Here is a 13,336-nt window from a genome sequence, read left to right on the forward strand (position 1 = left end):
CGTTTTAGTTGAAGCGTATGGGCGTTTTCGACGGGCCCGGCCGCAGCGGTTCGCGAGGTCGGGTGCGCAGAGGGTCCAACAATGCCGAGAGGCCGTTGTGATCGATCTCGTGCATCAGTGCCAGCAGGCTGCCCAGCTCGCCTGCGGGAAAACCCTGTCGGGCAAACCAGTTCAGGTAGTCGCCCGGCAGATCTGCCAGCAATCTCCCCTGATACTTGCCGAACGGCATTTCGCGCGTCACCAACAGCTTGAGTTTCTCCGGGTTCATCCAATAACCGCTTATCCGTTCGAGTGAACTTGAAAGATACGTGCATTCTGCAATTGCGCAAACACACAGATCATGCAGAAAGCGCGGCGCGACTGTCGCTTGATATTCTTAACTCATTGAAAAATATGGATATTTATTATCGGCAAAAGCTGGCATGCACAGTGCAATATCTACCTCATCGAGTGTTTCGTTAACCAAACCTTTGATAAACCTGCCAGAAAGGAACCGCAAAATGTCGGATATCAACAAAGAAGCCATCTCTATTCTGAATGACTTGATCGAGACCAGCATTGACGGTGAGAAAGGTTTTCACACTGCTGCTGAAGACGCCAAGAACCCTGAAATCAAGGCCTACCTGCTTTCCCGCTCTTCTGGCTGCAAGACCTCTGTAGCCGAGCTGCAAGCTGAAGTACGCGCACTGGGCGGCGATCCCGAAGACTCTTCCAGCATTGCTGGCGGCGCACACCGTCTGTGGGTCAACCTGAAAAGCGCCTTGAGCGGCAAGAACGACGAAGCCGTCCTGAATGAAGTCGAAAGCGGTGAAGATCACGCGCTGAAGGCTTACAAAAAGGCCGCTCAGGAAGCTACCGAGAAGAACCTGCCAGTCAACGTCACTTCCCTGATTCAGCGTCAGCTGCAGGGCGTGCAAGCGAACCACGACAAGGTCAAAGCCCTGCGTGATACCGTTCGTGCTGCCAACAAGTAATTCGCAGTAGCTCTGAAAAACGCCAGCCAGTCTGGCGTTTTTTTATTTCTGCAGTCCGGCAGAGGGCGTCGCGTATGGTTCGACTTCCACGCGATTCCTGCCATTTTTCTTGGCACGGTACAGGGCACGATCTGCAGCATGAAACAGCAGTTCGGGCTGATCGTGGGTTACCGGCAGATGCGTGGCGATGCCGATGCTTACGGTGATGGGCACTGTGTCCTCGGCAAAGAGCGGAAGCGCTTCGATTGCCTGACGCAGCTTTTCTGCAATGACACAGGCACCTGCCTTGTCGGTTTCCGGAAGCACTACCATGAACTCTTCACCGCCATACCGGGCGGCGAGGTCACCTGGCCTGCGGATGCTGGCGGCCAGCGTCTGGGCAACGCTGCGCAAGGCGACGTCGCCGCCATGATGTCCGTGCCGGTCATTGAAGGCCTTGAAGTGGTCGACGTCGATCATCAGTAGGGCAAGAGGCTTGCCCGAACGCATGCCGCGCGCCCATTCCTGCTTGAGCACCTGATCCAGCCTGCGCCGATTGGCCAGGCCGGTCAGCCCGTCTGTGGAGGCCAGCCCCGCCAGTTCGCGCTCGGCGTTCTGGCGCAGGCGCAGCTGGCGGCCCAACAGCCAGGACAGCAAAAGGATCCCAATGCACAGCAAGCCGGTTGCGCCCGCCACCAGCAACGCATTGCGTTTCCATACGGCATAGACGTCATCCCGCGATTGAGCCACCACGACGATCAATGGCAAGTCACCCACCCGTGAGAAGGTGTAAAGCCGCTGAGCACCGTCGAGCTCGGATACCGCCGCAAAGCTGCCGTTGACTTCTTGCAGGATGCGTTTGAAGTTGGGCCGCATGCTGAAGTTCTGGCCGATGAAGGTCCGGTTGTTGTCATCGGGTTGCCGGGCCAGCATCACGCCATCCGCGCTGAGCAGGTTGACGGTGCTGGTGGGACCGATGTCCAGAGTGCGAAACAGTTGGTCGAAGTACGACAGGCGCATTGATGCACTGGCAATGCCGACAAACTGACCATTGTCGGAGGGGAGGCGGCGACTGAAGCTGATGCACAGGTCCTTGAAGCCCCAGCGCGACAGGAAGGGCCCGTCGACCACCAGCGCCAGCGAGCCGCTGTCCCGATGTTCCTGAAACCCCGGCCGATCGGAAAAGTTGTCCTGCCGCGGCGTCAACGAGGTGGAGTCGGCGACGATGCGCCCGGTGTCATCGAGCAGCACCAGGTCGCCCTTGTAAGGCGCCGCCGTGGCCCGGTCGAAGAGAACCAGCTGCCGTAACTCCGGCGAGATCGTCATGACATCGGGGCGTCGCCATGCAGCGATCAGGCCCTGAAGAGAGGTGTCGTACAGCTCGGCGTTACGCTGCACGTCAGCGTCGATCAGCTGCACCACATTGTTGGCCGAGCGCACTGCAGCTTCGTTGGCGGTGTCCAGCTCCCGAAACAGCAACCAGGTCACGATGGCGAGGATGGCTGCCACCGCCACGGCGCTGCCCAGCATCAGCATCTTCTCGGAACCTGATCTGATCCCGGGTGAAAATGGAGGCATGGCTGTCAGTGGCATCGATCATCTCTGACGGGGAATGGAGGCGTCGTGCAGCCCTGGGGCTTATTCGCCTTCGTCAAACTTGTTGTTGATCAGTTCGACCAGTCCCGCCAGCGCGGCATCGGCGTCCTCACCTTCAGTGGCCAGGTGGATCAGGGTGCCCTTGCCGGCAGCCAGCATCATGACGGCCATGATGCTTTTGCCATCGACCATGGTTTCCGGCGTGCGGCCGACCCTGATCTGACACGGGTACTTGCCGGCGACACCTACGAACTTGGCGGCGGCCCGGGCGTGCAGACCCAGCTTGTTGATGATGGTGATTTCTAGAGCGGGCATCGCGATGGAGGTCCTTTCAGCTTAGGTCGCGGTGGCGGACCTGAACATTCTTGAGCGATTGCTGCAGCACCTGACCCAGACGTTCGGTCAGGTAGACGGAGCGGTGGTGCCCGCCGGTGCAGCCAATGGCAATAGTGACGTAGGCGCGGTTGCTGGCGGCGAAGCGCGGCAACCACTTATTAAGGTACGAAAAGATGTCCTGGAACATCTCTTCGACGTCCGGTTGCGCCGCGAGGTACTCGGCAACCGGCTTGTCGAGGCCCGACTGCTCGCGCAACTCGGGTTTCCAGTACGGGTTGGGCAGGCAGCGCACGTCGAACACCAGGTCGGCGTCCACGGGCATGCCTCGCTTGAAGCCGAAGGATTCGATGAGGAAGGCAGTGCCCGGCTCGGGTTTGTTCAGCAGGCGCAATTTGAGGATGTCGCGCAGCTGATAGAGATTCAGGTGCGTGGTGTCGACGGTCAGATCCGCCAGGTCGATGATCGGGCCGAGCAGCGTCTTCTCGTCACGAATCGCTTCGGCCAGCGAGCGTGTTGCCGTGCTCAGCGGGTGACGACGGCGGGTCTCGGAAAAGCGCTTGAGCAGGGTAGATTCATCGGCATCGAGAAACAGCACGTCGCACTGGATGTGGCGGGCGCGAACTTCGGCGAGCATGCGCGGGAATCGTGTCAGGTGACTGGGCAGGTTGCGTGCGTCGATCGAGACCGCCAGCAGGGGCTCAGCCAGCTCGGTGTTGATCAGCGCGCGCTCGGCCAGTTCCGGGAGCAGGCCGGCGGGCAGGTTGTCGACGCAGTAGAAGCCGCTGTCTTCAAGGACATCGAGGGCCGTGCTCTTGCCGGAGCCGGAGCGGCCGCTGACGATGATCATGCGCATGGTCAGTGACCGTTCTGGACGTCGATCACGACGTTGTAGAGCTCTTCAGCGGTTTTGGCACCGCGCAGCCGCTTACGCACCTCGGCCTGATCAAGCATGCTGGCGATCTGGCGCAGCAGCTCGAGGTGAGCATCGGTCGCCGCTTCCGGGACCAGCAGCACGAACAGCAGGTCAACCGGTGCGCCGTCGATGGCGTCGAAATCGATGGGTTTTTCGAGATGCAGCACGGCACTGACAGGCGTTGAACAGCCCTTCAGACGGCAGTGGGGAATGGCGATGCCATTACCGAATCCGGTAGAGCCGAGTTTTTCACGGGCAATAAAACTTTCAAACACCACCTGCTCATCCAGACCAGGCACTTGTTTGCTGATCATGTTGGCGATGTTTTGGAGTACGGCTTTTTTGCTGCCGCCTGGCACGTTCACGAGTGAACGGCCAGGGGTCAGGATATTTTCAAGTCGGATCATGAGTGGGGAGTGTCAGCGAGCAGTCGCACCTTGCAGCAGACTTTGCTGTTTTTCCTTATGTTTTTTGAGTTGGCGGTCAAGCTTGTCGGCAAGCAGGTCAATGGCTGCATACATGTCGTCGTGTTCGGCGTTGGCAACCACTTCAGCGCCAGGAACGTGCAGGGTGGCTTCGATTTTCTGCTTGAGCTTCTCGACCTCCATCGTGACCTGCACATTCGTGATCTTGTCAAAGTGGCGCTCCAATCGGGCGAGCTTCTCGCCGATGTAGGTACGCAGAGGTTCGGTCACTTCCAGCTGGTGTCCACTGATGTTGACTTGCATACAGCTTCTCCTTCGTTGCCAGTGCATTAAGAGGCAGGCGTAATGCCTGCCACTGGAACGCTTTGACGCGTGACCTCTACATCAGTCGCTTGCGTTCGCTGGACGGCGAAATCCCAAGGGATTCGCGGTACTTGGCGACTGTGCGACGGGCCACTTGAATGCCTTGTGCTTCCAGTAAACCAGCGATCTTGCTGTCACTCAACGGCTTTTTCTGATTTTCCGCAGCGACCAGTTTTTTGATGATCGCGCGAATCGCCGTGGACGAGCATTCGCCGCCTTCGGAGGTGCTGACGTGGCTGGAAAAGAAATATTTGAGTTCGTATATCCCGCGCGGCGTGTGCATGAACTTTTGCGTGGTCACCCGTGAAATCGTCGATTCATGCATGCCGACTGCTTCAGCGATGTCATGCAGAACCAGCGGCTTCATGGCCTCGTCGCCGTACTCAAGGAAGCCGCGCTGGTGTTCAACGATTTGCGTCGCCACCTTCATCAGCGTCTCGTTACGGCTCTGCAGGCTCTTGATGAACCAGCGAGCTTCCTGCAGCTGATTGCGCATAAAGGTGTTGTCGGCGCTGGTATCGGCGCGACGCACGAACCCTGCGTACTGGGGGTTGACTCGCAGGCGCGGCACGGATTCCTGGTTCAGCTCCACCAGCCAGCGCTCGTTGTCCTTGCGCACGATGACGTCAGGTACGACGTATTCGGCTTCGCTGGACTCGATCTGCGAGCCGGGGCGCGGGTTGAGGCTCTGGACCAGTTCGATGACCTGACGGAGGTCGTCTTCCTTGAGCTTCATGCGGCGCATCAGTTGCGCGTAGTCTCGGCTGCCCAACAGATCGATGTAGTCACTGACCAGCTTCTGCGCTTCCGCCAGCCACTTGGTTTTGGCGGGCAACTGGCGAAGTTGCAGCAGCAGGCATTCGCTCAGGTTGCGAGCGCCAATGCCGGCAGGCTCGAACTGCTGAATGCGGTGCAGAACGGCTTCGATTTCGTCCAGCTCGATATCGAGCTCGGGATCGAAGGCGTCGAGCATTTCTTCGAGTGTTTCGTCGAGGTAGCCCTGGTTGTTGATGCAGTCGATCAGGGTTACGGCGATCAGGCGATCGGTGTCCGACATTGGTGCCAGATTCAATTGCCAGAGCAGGTGACTTTGCAGGCTCTCGCCAACGGAGGTGCGGGTGGTGAAATCCCACTCGTCATCGTCGTTGCTTGGCAGGCTGCTGGCGCTGGTTTGATAGACGTCTTCCCACGCGGTGTCGACGGGCAGCTCGTTGGGGATGCGCTCGTTCCAGTCGCCCTCATCCAGATTGTCGACGGTAGGCGCCGATTCCTGGTAGGTGGGTTCCTGAACATCAGCGTTGGGCTTTTGCTCTACGTTATCCGCCAGGGGGTCGGCATTGTCGAAATCGTCGCCTTCCTCCTGCCGTTCCAGCATCGGGTTCGACTCCAGCGCCTCCTGAATCTCTTGTTGGAGATCCAGTGTCGACAACTGAAGCAAGCGGATTGCCTGTTGCAGCTGAGGCGTCATCGTCAGCTGCTGGCCCATTCTCAAGACTAGCGAAGGTTTCATGGCAGGGCTTAACACCTTATTCGCCGGCGCACTGCGCGCCATTTACTAGCAGGGCGCCGAGGGCACCAACTTAAGCAAATTATATGCCTGAACCTGGAGGGTTTGCCTAGAGTGTGATGACAATTAAAAACGAGGTCGGCGGTGGCGCACGTTGCGGGGTACCGCACAACCTCATGTCATCACTGCGGTTACAGGCGGAACTCGTGACCCAGATACACTTCCTTGACCAACTGGTTGGCCAGGATGGATTCGGCGTCGCCTTCGGCAATCAGCTGCCCATCGTTGACGATGTAGGCCGTTTCGCAGATGTCCAGTGTCTCACGCACGTTGTGGTCGGTGATCAGCACGCCGATCCCTTTGGCCTTGAGGTGGTGAATGATCTGCTTGATGTCGCCTACGGAAATAGGGTCGACACCGGCGAAGGGCTCGTCGAGCAGAATGAATTTCGGCGAAGTGGCGAGGGCGCGTGCGATTTCCACGCGGCGACGTTCACCGCCCGACAGGCTCATGCCCAGGTTGTCGCGGATGTGGGTGATGTGGAATTCCTGCAGCAGGCTTTCCAGTTCCTTGCGGCGGGCGGCGCGATCGAGCTCCTTGCGGGTCTCCAGGATCGCCATGATGTTGTCCGACACGGAGAGCTTGCGGAAGATCGACGCTTCCTGTGGCAGGTAGCCAATACCGGCGCGCGCACGGCCGTGCATCGGCTGGTGGCTGACGTCCTGGTCGTCGATCAGGACGCGACCCTGATCCGCCTGAACCAGGCCGACGATCATGTAGAAACAGGTGGTCTTGCCGGCGCCGTTGGGGCCGAGCAGGCCGACGATCTGGCCGCTCTCGATGGACAGGCTGACGTCACGTACGACCTGGCGGCTTTTATAGGCCTTGGCCAGGTGCTGGGCTTTCAGCGTTGCCATTACTGGGCCTTCTGCTGGTCGGTTTTCTTTTTCGGCTGGATGACCATGTCGATGCGAGGGCGAGGCGCGGTGACCTTGGTGCCATTGGCGCGGCCAGCGTTCACGACCTGCTTGACGGTGTCGTAGACGATTTTCTCGCCTTCGGACGTGTTGCCGTCGTTAACCACTTTGGCCTTGTCGATCAGCACGATGCGGTTCTGGGCTGCGAAGTACTGGATGGTGACACCCCAGGCCTGAACGATCGGCTTGTCCACCGATGGCTTCTGCTCGTAATAGGCCAGGTTGCCCACGGACGTGAACACGTCCACGTCGCCTTGGGGTGTACGGGTGATGGTCACGGTGTTGCCGGTGATCTTCATCGTGCCCTGGGTGATGATGACATTGCCTTTGTAAGTGGCGATGCCCTGCTTGTCGTCCAGCTGCGCGTCATCCGACTGGATGTGGATGGGTTGATCGCGATCCGTCGGCAGAGACCAGGCGCTCGCGCTTCCCAGTGCTGCGCCCAGGCCGAGCAAAAAAGGAAGGGTTTTAACGAGCCTCATACTGTCCTCTTACGTTGGATAGCAGGTTCATCCTGCTTTCTTTCAGATACGCTTTCATACCCGTGCCGGTCGTTACACCGCCAAGGCCGTCGATTCTAACGGGTTGGGCAGTCTCCGCATATTGCTTCTGCGGGAATACAGTCATGCGGCTGCTGGTGATGATGGTGGTGCGGTTCTTTTCGTCAGTGCGGTTGATGCGCACCGAGTCGATCAGCTCGACATGATCGCCCCCCGGCGACACCTCGGCGCGAACGCTCTGCACGTGCCACGGGAAGGTCGAACCTCGATACATCTGCAGTACCGGCGTGGTCATCAGGGTGACGTCGGTGGCTTTCAAGTGCTCGACCTTGTCGGCGGTCATGTCGTACTGCATGGACCCGTCAGGCAGGTACTGAATGCTGTGGGCGTTGGTCGCGTAGTAATCGACAGCGCTTTCATCCACGGCAGCCTTGGGTTGATCCAGAAAGCTTTCCGGACTGATGTTCCAGTAGCCGACCGCTGCCAGCAGCAGTGCCAGCACACCGAACAGCAGAAACGTACGAAACTTTTTGCTCAGCATAAATGCACTTCTATAGGTAGGCGGCGTGAGCCGCTTCGAGGTTGCCCTGAGCCTTCAGGATCAACTCGCAGAATTCGCGGGCAGCGCCTTCACCGCCACGTGCCTGGGTAATGCCATCGGCATGCTCGCGGACAAAGCCGGCAGCATTGGCAACGGCCATGCCCAGACCCACCCGGCGAATGACCGGCAGATCAGGCAAATCGTCACCCAGGTACGCGACCTGCTCGTAGCTTAGATTCAGTTGCTGCAAAAGCTCGTCAAGAACCACGAGTTTGTCTTCGCGGCCCTGATAAAGGTGTGCGATGCCGAGGTTCTTCGCGCGCCGCTCAACCACGGGGGTCTTGCGTCCGCTGATGATGGCAGTCGTCACACCCGAATTGATGAGCATCTTGATGCCCTGTCCGTCGAGTGTGTTGAACGTCTTGAACTCGCTGCCGTCTTCGAGGAAATACAGGCGCCCGTCGGTCAGTACGCCATCGACGTCGAAAATCGCCAGTTTGATGTTCTTGCCGCGTTGCATCAGGTCATTCATATCGGCGCTCATTTACATGACTCCTGCGCGGAGCAGGTCTTGAAGGTTGAACGCGCCAACCGGGCGATCGTTCTCGTCGACCACGATGAGTGCGCCGATCTTGTTGTCTTCCATGATTTTCAAGGCTTCGGCCGCGAGCATTTCCGGGCGCACGGTCTTGCCGTGCACGGTCATCACTTCATCGATGGTCGCCTGGCGTATGTCGATAGGGCGATCCAGCGTGCGACGCAAGTCACCGTCCGTGAAGATACCGGCAAGGCGGCCGTCGCTCTCGAGGATGGCGGTCATCCCCAGCCCCTTGCGGGTCATTTCCATCAGCGAGTCGCGAAGCGGCGTGCCTCGCGCAACCTGCGGCAGGTTGGCGCCAGTGTGCATGACATGCTCGACCTTCAACAGCAGCCGACGACCCAGCGCACCGCCCGGATGGGAAAACGCGAAATCTTCGGCGGTAAACCCTCTGGCGTCCAGCAGTGCAACGGCCAGGGCGTCACCCATGACCAGCGCCGCCGTGGTGGAGGAGGTGGGCGCCAGATTCAGCGGGCAGGCTTCTTTTTCGACCCGTGCATTGAGGTTGACGTCAGCGGCCTTGGCCAGCGTTGAATCCGGGTTGCCGGTGAGGCTGATCATCTTGATGCCCAGGCGCTTGATCAGCGGCAGCAACGTGACGATCTCGGCGGTCGTGCCCGAGTTGGAGAGGGCCAGAATGATGTCGGCGCTGGTGATCATGCCCATGTCGCCGTGGCTGGCCTCGGCCGGGTGCACGAAAAACGAAGGAGTGCCAGTGCTGGCGAGGGTCGCGGCGATCTTCTTGCCGATATGCCCCGACTTGCCCATGCCGACCACGACCACGCGGCCCTGACTGCCCAGAATCATGTCGCACGCACTGACGAAATCGGCATTGATATGCGCGAGCAAACCTTCCACGGCTTCTATTTCAAGGCGGATGGTGCTCTGTGCCGATTCAATCAGGTTGCGCGCATTGGACATATCGGAAGGGGTCGCTTGGTCAAAAGCCGGGGATTATAGCGGCAATGTTCAAAAGCCTCACGCTTCATCGTTGCTGTTTGTTTAATGAAAGGGCATGTCCTTCAGCAACTGCATGATAACGGCTGGCGATGGGTACGAAATTTCCACACCGTCCTTAATGCGCTTCTTTGTTTGCGACTTGCCATGTTGGAGCTTGGGCGAGGTGCGAGAGCGGTGGTATAGTCCGCCGCTTGTTCGGCCCCTCCAAAAGTGTGTCGTTCGTCAAGAACGCGGCATCTGAGAGACAGGTTGCATCGCAAGGAGTTTAGATGAGTGCCGATAACGCCTACGCGGTCGAGCTGAAGGGCGTGTCCTTCAAGCGCGGTACGCGCAGCATCTTCAATAATGTGGACATCCGTATCCCCCGGGGCAAAGTCACCGGCATCATGGGACCTTCGGGCAGTGGCAAAACCACCCTGCTGCGATTGATGGGAGCACAACTGCGTCCGAGCGCTGGCGAAGTCTGGGTCAATGGCCAGAATTTGCCGAAACTTTCGCGCAGTGATCTGTTCGATGCCCGCAAGCAAATGGGCGTGCTCTTTCAGAGCGGCGCACTGTTTACCGATCTCGACGTTTTTGAAAACGTGGCGTTCCCGCTACGGGTTCACACCAAGCTGCCTGAAGACATGATCCGCGACATCGTTCTGCTGAAATTGCAGGCGGTCGGGCTTCGTGGTGCAGTCGATCTGATGCCCGACGAACTGTCGGGTGGCATGAAGCGCCGTGTTGCACTGGCGCGCGCCATCGCGCTGGATCCGCAGATCCTCATGTACGACGAGCCCTTCGTGGGTCAGGACCCTATCGCCATGGGCGTGCTGGTTCGGCTGATCCGGCTGCTCAATGATGCGCTGGGTATCACCAGTATCGTGGTGTCCCACGACCTCGCCGAGACCGCCAGCATCGCCGACTATTTATATGTCGTCGGTGACGGTCAGGTGCTGGGGCAGGGCACGCCGCAGGAACTGATGGAGTCGGATAACCCTCGTATACGTCAGTTCATGACGGGCGATCCCGACGGGCCGGTGCCTTTCCATTATCCGGCGCCGGATTATCGCGACGATCTTTTGGGGAAGCGCTGATGCGCAGAAAGTCTTTAATGGATCGCGTACGCCTGATGGGGCGTTCGACGATCGATATGGTTGCAGTGCTGGGTCGTTCAGGGATTTTTCTGGTTCATGCGTTTCTTGGACGCGGCGGCATCGGCGGCGGCTTCCAGCTGCTCCTTCGTCAGCTGCACTCGGTGGGCGTCATGTCCCTGGCCATCATCGTCGTGTCCGGGGTGTTTATCGGCATGGTGCTGGCGCTGCAAGGTTTCAGCATTCTCGCCAAGTACGGTTCCGAGCAGGCTGTAGGGCAGATGGTGGCGCTGACGCTGCTGCGTGAACTCGGGCCGGTCGTCACCGCTCTATTGTTCGCCGGTCGTGCAGGCTCTGCATTGACTGCCGAAATCGGCAACATGAAATCTACCGAACAGTTGTCCAGTCTCGAGATGATTGGCGTTGATCCGCTGAAATACATCGTCGCGCCCCGTCTCTGGGCAGGCTTCATCTCGCTGCCGGTGCTGGCGCTGATTTTCAGCGTGGTCGGCATCTGGGGTGGTTCGTGGGTGGCGGTGGACTGGCTGGGCGTTTATGAAGGCTCCTTCTGGGCCAACATGCAGAACAGTGTTTCGTTTTCCGATGATGTACTCAACGGTGTCATCAAGAGCGTCGTGTTCGCTTTTGTCGTCACCTGGATTGCCGTGTTCCAGGGCTATGACTGCGAGCCCACGTCCGAAGGGATCAGTCGCGCCACGACCAAGACCGTGGTCTACGCCTCATTGGCCGTACTGGGCCTGGACTTTATTATGACCGCCTTGATGTTTGGAGACTTCTGATGCAAAACCGCACCCTCGAAACCGGTGTAGGCCTGTTTCTGCTGGCCGGGATCCTGGCTTTGCTCCTGCTCGCCCTGCGCGTCAGCGGTCTGAGCGCCAGCGCCAACACCGACACTTATAAACTTTACGCAAATTTCGATAATATCGCCGGTTTGACTGTCAGAGCGAAAGTGACCATGGCCGGTGTGAACATTGGCAAGGTCACTGCAATCGATCTGGATCACGATACCTTCACGGGGCGTGTGACGATGGAAGTGAACAAGCGGGTCAACAATCTGCCTTCGGATTCCACCGCTTCCATCCTGACCGCAGGTCTGCTGGGTGAAAAATACATCGGCATCAGTGTCGGTGGCGATGACCAGCTGTTGAAAGACGGCGGCACCATCCATGACACCCAGTCCTCGTTGGTACTCGAAGACCTGATCGGTAAATTCCTGCTCAATTCAGTGGGCAAAGACGCCAAATGAGGAGTTTTTTCATGATCTCGATTCTGCGCCGTGGCCTTCTGGTGCTACTGGCCGCCCTGCCTTTGTTCGCTAACGCAGCGGCGTCCGATGCTTCCGCCCACGACCTGGTTGATCGCACCACCAAGCAATTGCTGGCTGACCTGTCCGCCAACAAGGAAACCTACAAGTCCAATCCGCAGGCCTTCTACGATGCACTTAACGGCATCGTCGGCCCGGTCATCGACGCTGATGGCATCTCCAAAAGCATCATGACCGTGAAGTATTCTCGCAACGCCAGCCCGGCGCAGATGCAACGCTTCCAGGAAAACTTCAAGCGCAGCCTGATCCAGTTCTATGGCAACGCGCTGCTCGAGTACAACAATCAGGGCATCACTGTTTCCCCGGCCAAGCAGGAAGCGGCTGATCGCACTTCCGTCGACATGTCGGTCAAGGGCAACAACGGCGCGGTTTACCCTGTTTCCTACACCCTCGTCAAAATCGGTGGTGAGTGGAAAGTGCGCAACGTGATCATCAATGGCATCAACATCGGCAAGCTGTTCCGCGATCAGTTCGCCGATGCCATGCAGCGCAACGGTAACAACCTGGACAAAACCATCGACGGTTGGGCTGGCGAAGTTGCCAAGGCCAAGGAGACCTCGGAAGCCTCTAGCGACAAGGTCGTCAAATGAGTGAAGCGTCCGTTACAGCCACTGACGTCGGAGAGCTGATGCTCTCCGGCGTGGTCGACTATCGGACCGGCCCCGCCTTGCGTGAGCAGGGCGCGGCGCTGATCAAGGCAAGTACTGCTGCAGCGCTGACACTGGATTGCTCCGGTGTCGAGAAGTCCAGCAGTGTCGGCCTTTCGTTGCTCCTCGCCTTCATGCGGGATGCTCAGGCGGCGGGCAAGTCAGTCACCGTCCGCGCGTTGCCAGAAGACATGCAGGAAATCGCCCAGGTCTCCGGCCTGACCGAGCTGTTGCAGCATCATTAATTGCTTTCATCGATAAAGCCCCTCGTCCGTCCCTTGCAAAGTAGGGTTCGCAACGAGAGGGCTTTTTTGTATGATGGCCGACCCGCGCGCGTAGGGCGCCGATAGAGGTTAAGCATGCAGGCCGTAGAAGTTAAAAGCTTCCTGGAAGCTAAGTTGCCAGACATCCAGGTCGAAGTTGAAGGCGAAGGCTGTAATTTCCAGCTGAACCTGATCAGCGACGAACTGGCTGCACTGAGCCCGGTCAAGCGCCAGCAGCAGATCTACACGCATTTGAACCCATGGATCGCCGATGGCAGCATCCACGCGGTCACCATGAAATTTTTCAGCCGCGCTGCATGGGCCGAGCGCACCTGA

19 protein-coding genes are annotated in these 13,336 nt (G+C 58.7%); 7 read left to right on the forward strand and 12 right to left on the reverse strand.

Features of this window, described 5'->3' with window-relative positions:
- Nucleotides 1–4: 4 nt before the first annotated feature.
- On the reverse strand, nucleotides 5–268 hold the full coding sequence (locus EC919_RS05955) for a DUF3820 family protein (protein ID WP_133772135.1): 264 nt from the start codon (nucleotides 266–268) through the stop codon (nucleotides 5–7).
- A gap of 232 nt (nucleotides 269–500) precedes the next feature.
- Here EC919_RS05955 and EC919_RS05960 point away from each other — a divergent pair, with 232 nt between their 5' ends.
- Complete coding sequence (locus EC919_RS05960) at nucleotides 501–974, forward strand: PA2169 family four-helix-bundle protein (protein ID WP_133772137.1); 474 nt, start codon at nucleotides 501–503, stop codon at nucleotides 972–974.
- Nucleotides 975–1,016: 42 nt separating this feature from the next.
- Here EC919_RS05960 and EC919_RS05965 read toward each other — a convergent pair whose 3' ends face one another.
- The 11 genes from EC919_RS05965 to EC919_RS06015 form a co-directional block, all read right to left on the reverse strand.
- Entirely contained in the window at nucleotides 1,017–2,489 is a 1,473-nt protein-coding gene (locus EC919_RS05965; RefSeq protein ID WP_133772139.1) for a GGDEF domain-containing protein, read from the reverse strand.
- Between the two features lie 102 nt (nucleotides 2,490–2,591).
- Nucleotides 2,592–2,864 (reverse strand): HPr family phosphocarrier protein, encoded by a 273-nt coding sequence (locus EC919_RS05970; RefSeq protein ID WP_133772141.1) that lies wholly within the window; start codon nucleotides 2,862–2,864, stop codon nucleotides 2,592–2,594.
- 16 nt (nucleotides 2,865–2,880) lie between these two features.
- Nucleotides 2,881–3,738 carry an RNase adapter RapZ gene (gene rapZ / locus EC919_RS05975; protein WP_133772143.1) on the reverse strand — a complete coding sequence of 286 codons (858 nt, stop codon included), beginning with the start codon at nucleotides 3,736–3,738 and terminating at the stop codon, nucleotides 2,881–2,883.
- 2 nt (nucleotides 3,739–3,740) lie between these two features.
- Nucleotides 3,741–4,205 (reverse strand): PTS IIA-like nitrogen regulatory protein PtsN, encoded by a 465-nt coding sequence (ptsN, locus tag EC919_RS05980; protein WP_133772145.1) that lies wholly within the window; start codon nucleotides 4,203–4,205, stop codon nucleotides 3,741–3,743.
- A 12-nt stretch (nucleotides 4,206–4,217) separates the two neighbouring features.
- Nucleotides 4,218–4,526 carry a ribosome hibernation-promoting factor, HPF/YfiA family gene (gene hpf / locus EC919_RS05985; protein ID WP_037014798.1) on the reverse strand — a complete coding sequence of 103 codons (309 nt, stop codon included), beginning with the start codon at nucleotides 4,524–4,526 and terminating at the stop codon, nucleotides 4,218–4,220.
- Nucleotides 4,527–4,602: 76 nt separating this feature from the next.
- The gene (locus EC919_RS05990; RefSeq protein ID WP_133772147.1) at nucleotides 4,603–6,096 is read right to left on the reverse strand and encodes an RNA polymerase factor sigma-54; all 1,494 of its coding nucleotides are present in this window, start codon (nucleotides 6,094–6,096) and stop codon (nucleotides 4,603–4,605) included.
- A gap of 188 nt (nucleotides 6,097–6,284) precedes the next feature.
- Nucleotides 6,285–7,010: an LPS export ABC transporter ATP-binding protein gene (lptB, locus tag EC919_RS05995; RefSeq protein ID WP_074884367.1), complete on the reverse strand. Its 726-nt coding sequence runs from the start codon at nucleotides 7,008–7,010 to the stop codon at nucleotides 6,285–6,287.
- Nucleotides 7,010–7,552: a lipopolysaccharide transport periplasmic protein LptA gene (gene lptA / locus EC919_RS06000; protein WP_037014791.1), complete on the reverse strand. Its 543-nt coding sequence runs from the start codon at nucleotides 7,550–7,552 to the stop codon at nucleotides 7,010–7,012. Before lptA ends, lptB begins: the two co-directional genes overlap by 1 nt.
- Nucleotides 7,539–8,111, reverse strand: a complete 573-nt coding sequence (gene lptC / locus EC919_RS06005; protein ID WP_133772149.1) for an LPS export ABC transporter periplasmic protein LptC — start codon at nucleotides 8,109–8,111, stop codon at nucleotides 7,539–7,541. Before lptC ends, lptA begins: the two co-directional genes overlap by 14 nt.
- Nucleotides 8,112–8,121: 10 nt before the next feature.
- Complete coding sequence (gene kdsC, locus EC919_RS06010) at nucleotides 8,122–8,655, reverse strand: 3-deoxy-manno-octulosonate-8-phosphatase KdsC (protein ID WP_133772151.1); 534 nt, start codon at nucleotides 8,653–8,655, stop codon at nucleotides 8,122–8,124.
- Entirely contained in the window at nucleotides 8,656–9,630 is a 975-nt protein-coding gene (locus tag EC919_RS06015; protein ID WP_133772153.1) for a KpsF/GutQ family sugar-phosphate isomerase, read from the reverse strand.
- Between the two features lie 308 nt (nucleotides 9,631–9,938).
- Here EC919_RS06015 and EC919_RS06020 point away from each other — a divergent pair, with 308 nt between their 5' ends.
- The 6 genes from EC919_RS06020 to EC919_RS06045 all read left to right on the forward strand — a co-directional run bounded on the left by EC919_RS06020 (nucleotide 9,939) and on the right by EC919_RS06045 (nucleotide 13,336).
- Nucleotides 9,939–10,748, forward strand: coding sequence for an ATP-binding cassette domain-containing protein (locus EC919_RS06020; protein ID WP_133772155.1), 810 nt, complete (start codon nucleotides 9,939–9,941; stop codon nucleotides 10,746–10,748).
- On the forward strand, nucleotides 10,748–11,545 hold the full coding sequence (gene mlaE / locus EC919_RS06025) for a lipid asymmetry maintenance ABC transporter permease subunit MlaE (RefSeq protein WP_133772157.1): 798 nt from the start codon (nucleotides 10,748–10,750) through the stop codon (nucleotides 11,543–11,545). The genes EC919_RS06020 and mlaE overlap by 1 nt, the downstream gene beginning before the upstream one ends.
- Nucleotides 11,545–12,012: an outer membrane lipid asymmetry maintenance protein MlaD gene (gene mlaD, locus EC919_RS06030; protein ID WP_065992091.1), complete on the forward strand. Its 468-nt coding sequence runs from the start codon at nucleotides 11,545–11,547 to the stop codon at nucleotides 12,010–12,012. The genes mlaE and mlaD overlap by 1 nt, the downstream gene beginning before the upstream one ends.
- Before the next feature lie 11 nt (nucleotides 12,013–12,023).
- Nucleotides 12,024–12,680 carry an MlaC/ttg2D family ABC transporter substrate-binding protein gene (locus tag EC919_RS06035; RefSeq protein WP_133772159.1) on the forward strand — a complete coding sequence of 219 codons (657 nt, stop codon included), beginning with the start codon at nucleotides 12,024–12,026 and terminating at the stop codon, nucleotides 12,678–12,680.
- Nucleotides 12,677–12,982 (forward strand): STAS domain-containing protein, encoded by a 306-nt coding sequence (locus EC919_RS06040; RefSeq protein ID WP_133772161.1) that lies wholly within the window; start codon nucleotides 12,677–12,679, stop codon nucleotides 12,980–12,982. Before EC919_RS06035 ends, EC919_RS06040 begins: the two co-directional genes overlap by 4 nt.
- Before the next feature lie 114 nt (nucleotides 12,983–13,096).
- Nucleotides 13,097–13,336, forward strand: coding sequence for a BolA family protein (locus EC919_RS06045; protein WP_037014766.1), 240 nt, complete (start codon nucleotides 13,097–13,099; stop codon nucleotides 13,334–13,336).

The sequence above is a fragment of the Pseudomonas graminis genome (assembly GCF_004364335.1).
GTDB classification, from domain to species: Bacteria; Pseudomonadota; Gammaproteobacteria; order Pseudomonadales; family Pseudomonadaceae; genus Aquipseudomonas; species Aquipseudomonas graminis_D.

What these genes read in the sequence shown, in the direction of transcription:
- mlaD (WP_065992091.1), top strand. Translation starts at nt 11,545, where the DNA reads ATGCAAAACCGCACCCTCGAAACCGGTGTAGGCCTGTTTCTGCTGGCC.
- mlaE (WP_133772157.1), top strand. Translation starts at nt 10,748, where the DNA reads ATGCGCAGAAAGTCTTTAATGGATCGCGTACGCCTGATGGGGCGTTCG.
- lptB (WP_074884367.1), bottom strand. Translation starts at nt 7,010, where the DNA reads ATGGCAACGCTGAAAGCCCAGCACCTGGCCAAGGCCTATAAAAGCCGC.
- EC919_RS05960 (WP_133772137.1), top strand. Translation starts at nt 501, where the DNA reads ATGTCGGATATCAACAAAGAAGCCATCTCTATTCTGAATGACTTGATC.
- EC919_RS05965 (WP_133772139.1), bottom strand. Translation starts at nt 2,489, where the DNA reads ATGCTGATGCTGGGCAGCGCCGTGGCGGTGGCAGCCATCCTCGCCATC.
- kdsC (WP_133772151.1), bottom strand. Translation starts at nt 8,655, where the DNA reads ATGAGCGCCGATATGAATGACCTGATGCAACGCGGCAAGAACATCAAA.
- EC919_RS05990 (WP_133772147.1), bottom strand. Translation starts at nt 6,096, where the DNA reads ATGAAACCTTCGCTAGTCTTGAGAATGGGCCAGCAGCTGACGATGACG.
- hpf (WP_037014798.1), bottom strand. Translation starts at nt 4,526, where the DNA reads ATGCAAGTCAACATCAGTGGACACCAGCTGGAAGTGACCGAACCTCTG.
- EC919_RS05970 (WP_133772141.1), bottom strand. Translation starts at nt 2,864, where the DNA reads ATGCCCGCTCTAGAAATCACCATCATCAACAAGCTGGGTCTGCACGCC.
- EC919_RS06015 (WP_133772153.1), bottom strand. Translation starts at nt 9,630, where the DNA reads ATGTCCAATGCGCGCAACCTGATTGAATCGGCACAGAGCACCATCCGC.
- EC919_RS06020 (WP_133772155.1), top strand. Translation starts at nt 9,939, where the DNA reads ATGAGTGCCGATAACGCCTACGCGGTCGAGCTGAAGGGCGTGTCCTTC.
- lptA (WP_037014791.1), bottom strand. Translation starts at nt 7,552, where the DNA reads ATGAGGCTCGTTAAAACCCTTCCTTTTTTGCTCGGCCTGGGCGCAGCA.
- rapZ (WP_133772143.1), bottom strand. Translation starts at nt 3,738, where the DNA reads ATGCGCATGATCATCGTCAGCGGCCGCTCCGGCTCCGGCAAGAGCACG.
- ptsN (WP_133772145.1), bottom strand. Translation starts at nt 4,205, where the DNA reads ATGATCCGACTTGAAAATATCCTGACCCCTGGCCGTTCACTCGTGAAC.
- EC919_RS06045 (WP_037014766.1), top strand. Translation starts at nt 13,097, where the DNA reads ATGCAGGCCGTAGAAGTTAAAAGCTTCCTGGAAGCTAAGTTGCCAGAC.
- EC919_RS06040 (WP_133772161.1), top strand. Translation starts at nt 12,677, where the DNA reads ATGAGTGAAGCGTCCGTTACAGCCACTGACGTCGGAGAGCTGATGCTC.
- EC919_RS06035 (WP_133772159.1), top strand. Translation starts at nt 12,024, where the DNA reads ATGATCTCGATTCTGCGCCGTGGCCTTCTGGTGCTACTGGCCGCCCTG.
- EC919_RS05955 (WP_133772135.1), bottom strand. Translation starts at nt 268, where the DNA reads ATGAACCCGGAGAAACTCAAGCTGTTGGTGACGCGCGAAATGCCGTTC.
- lptC (WP_133772149.1), bottom strand. Translation starts at nt 8,111, where the DNA reads ATGCTGAGCAAAAAGTTTCGTACGTTTCTGCTGTTCGGTGTGCTGGCA.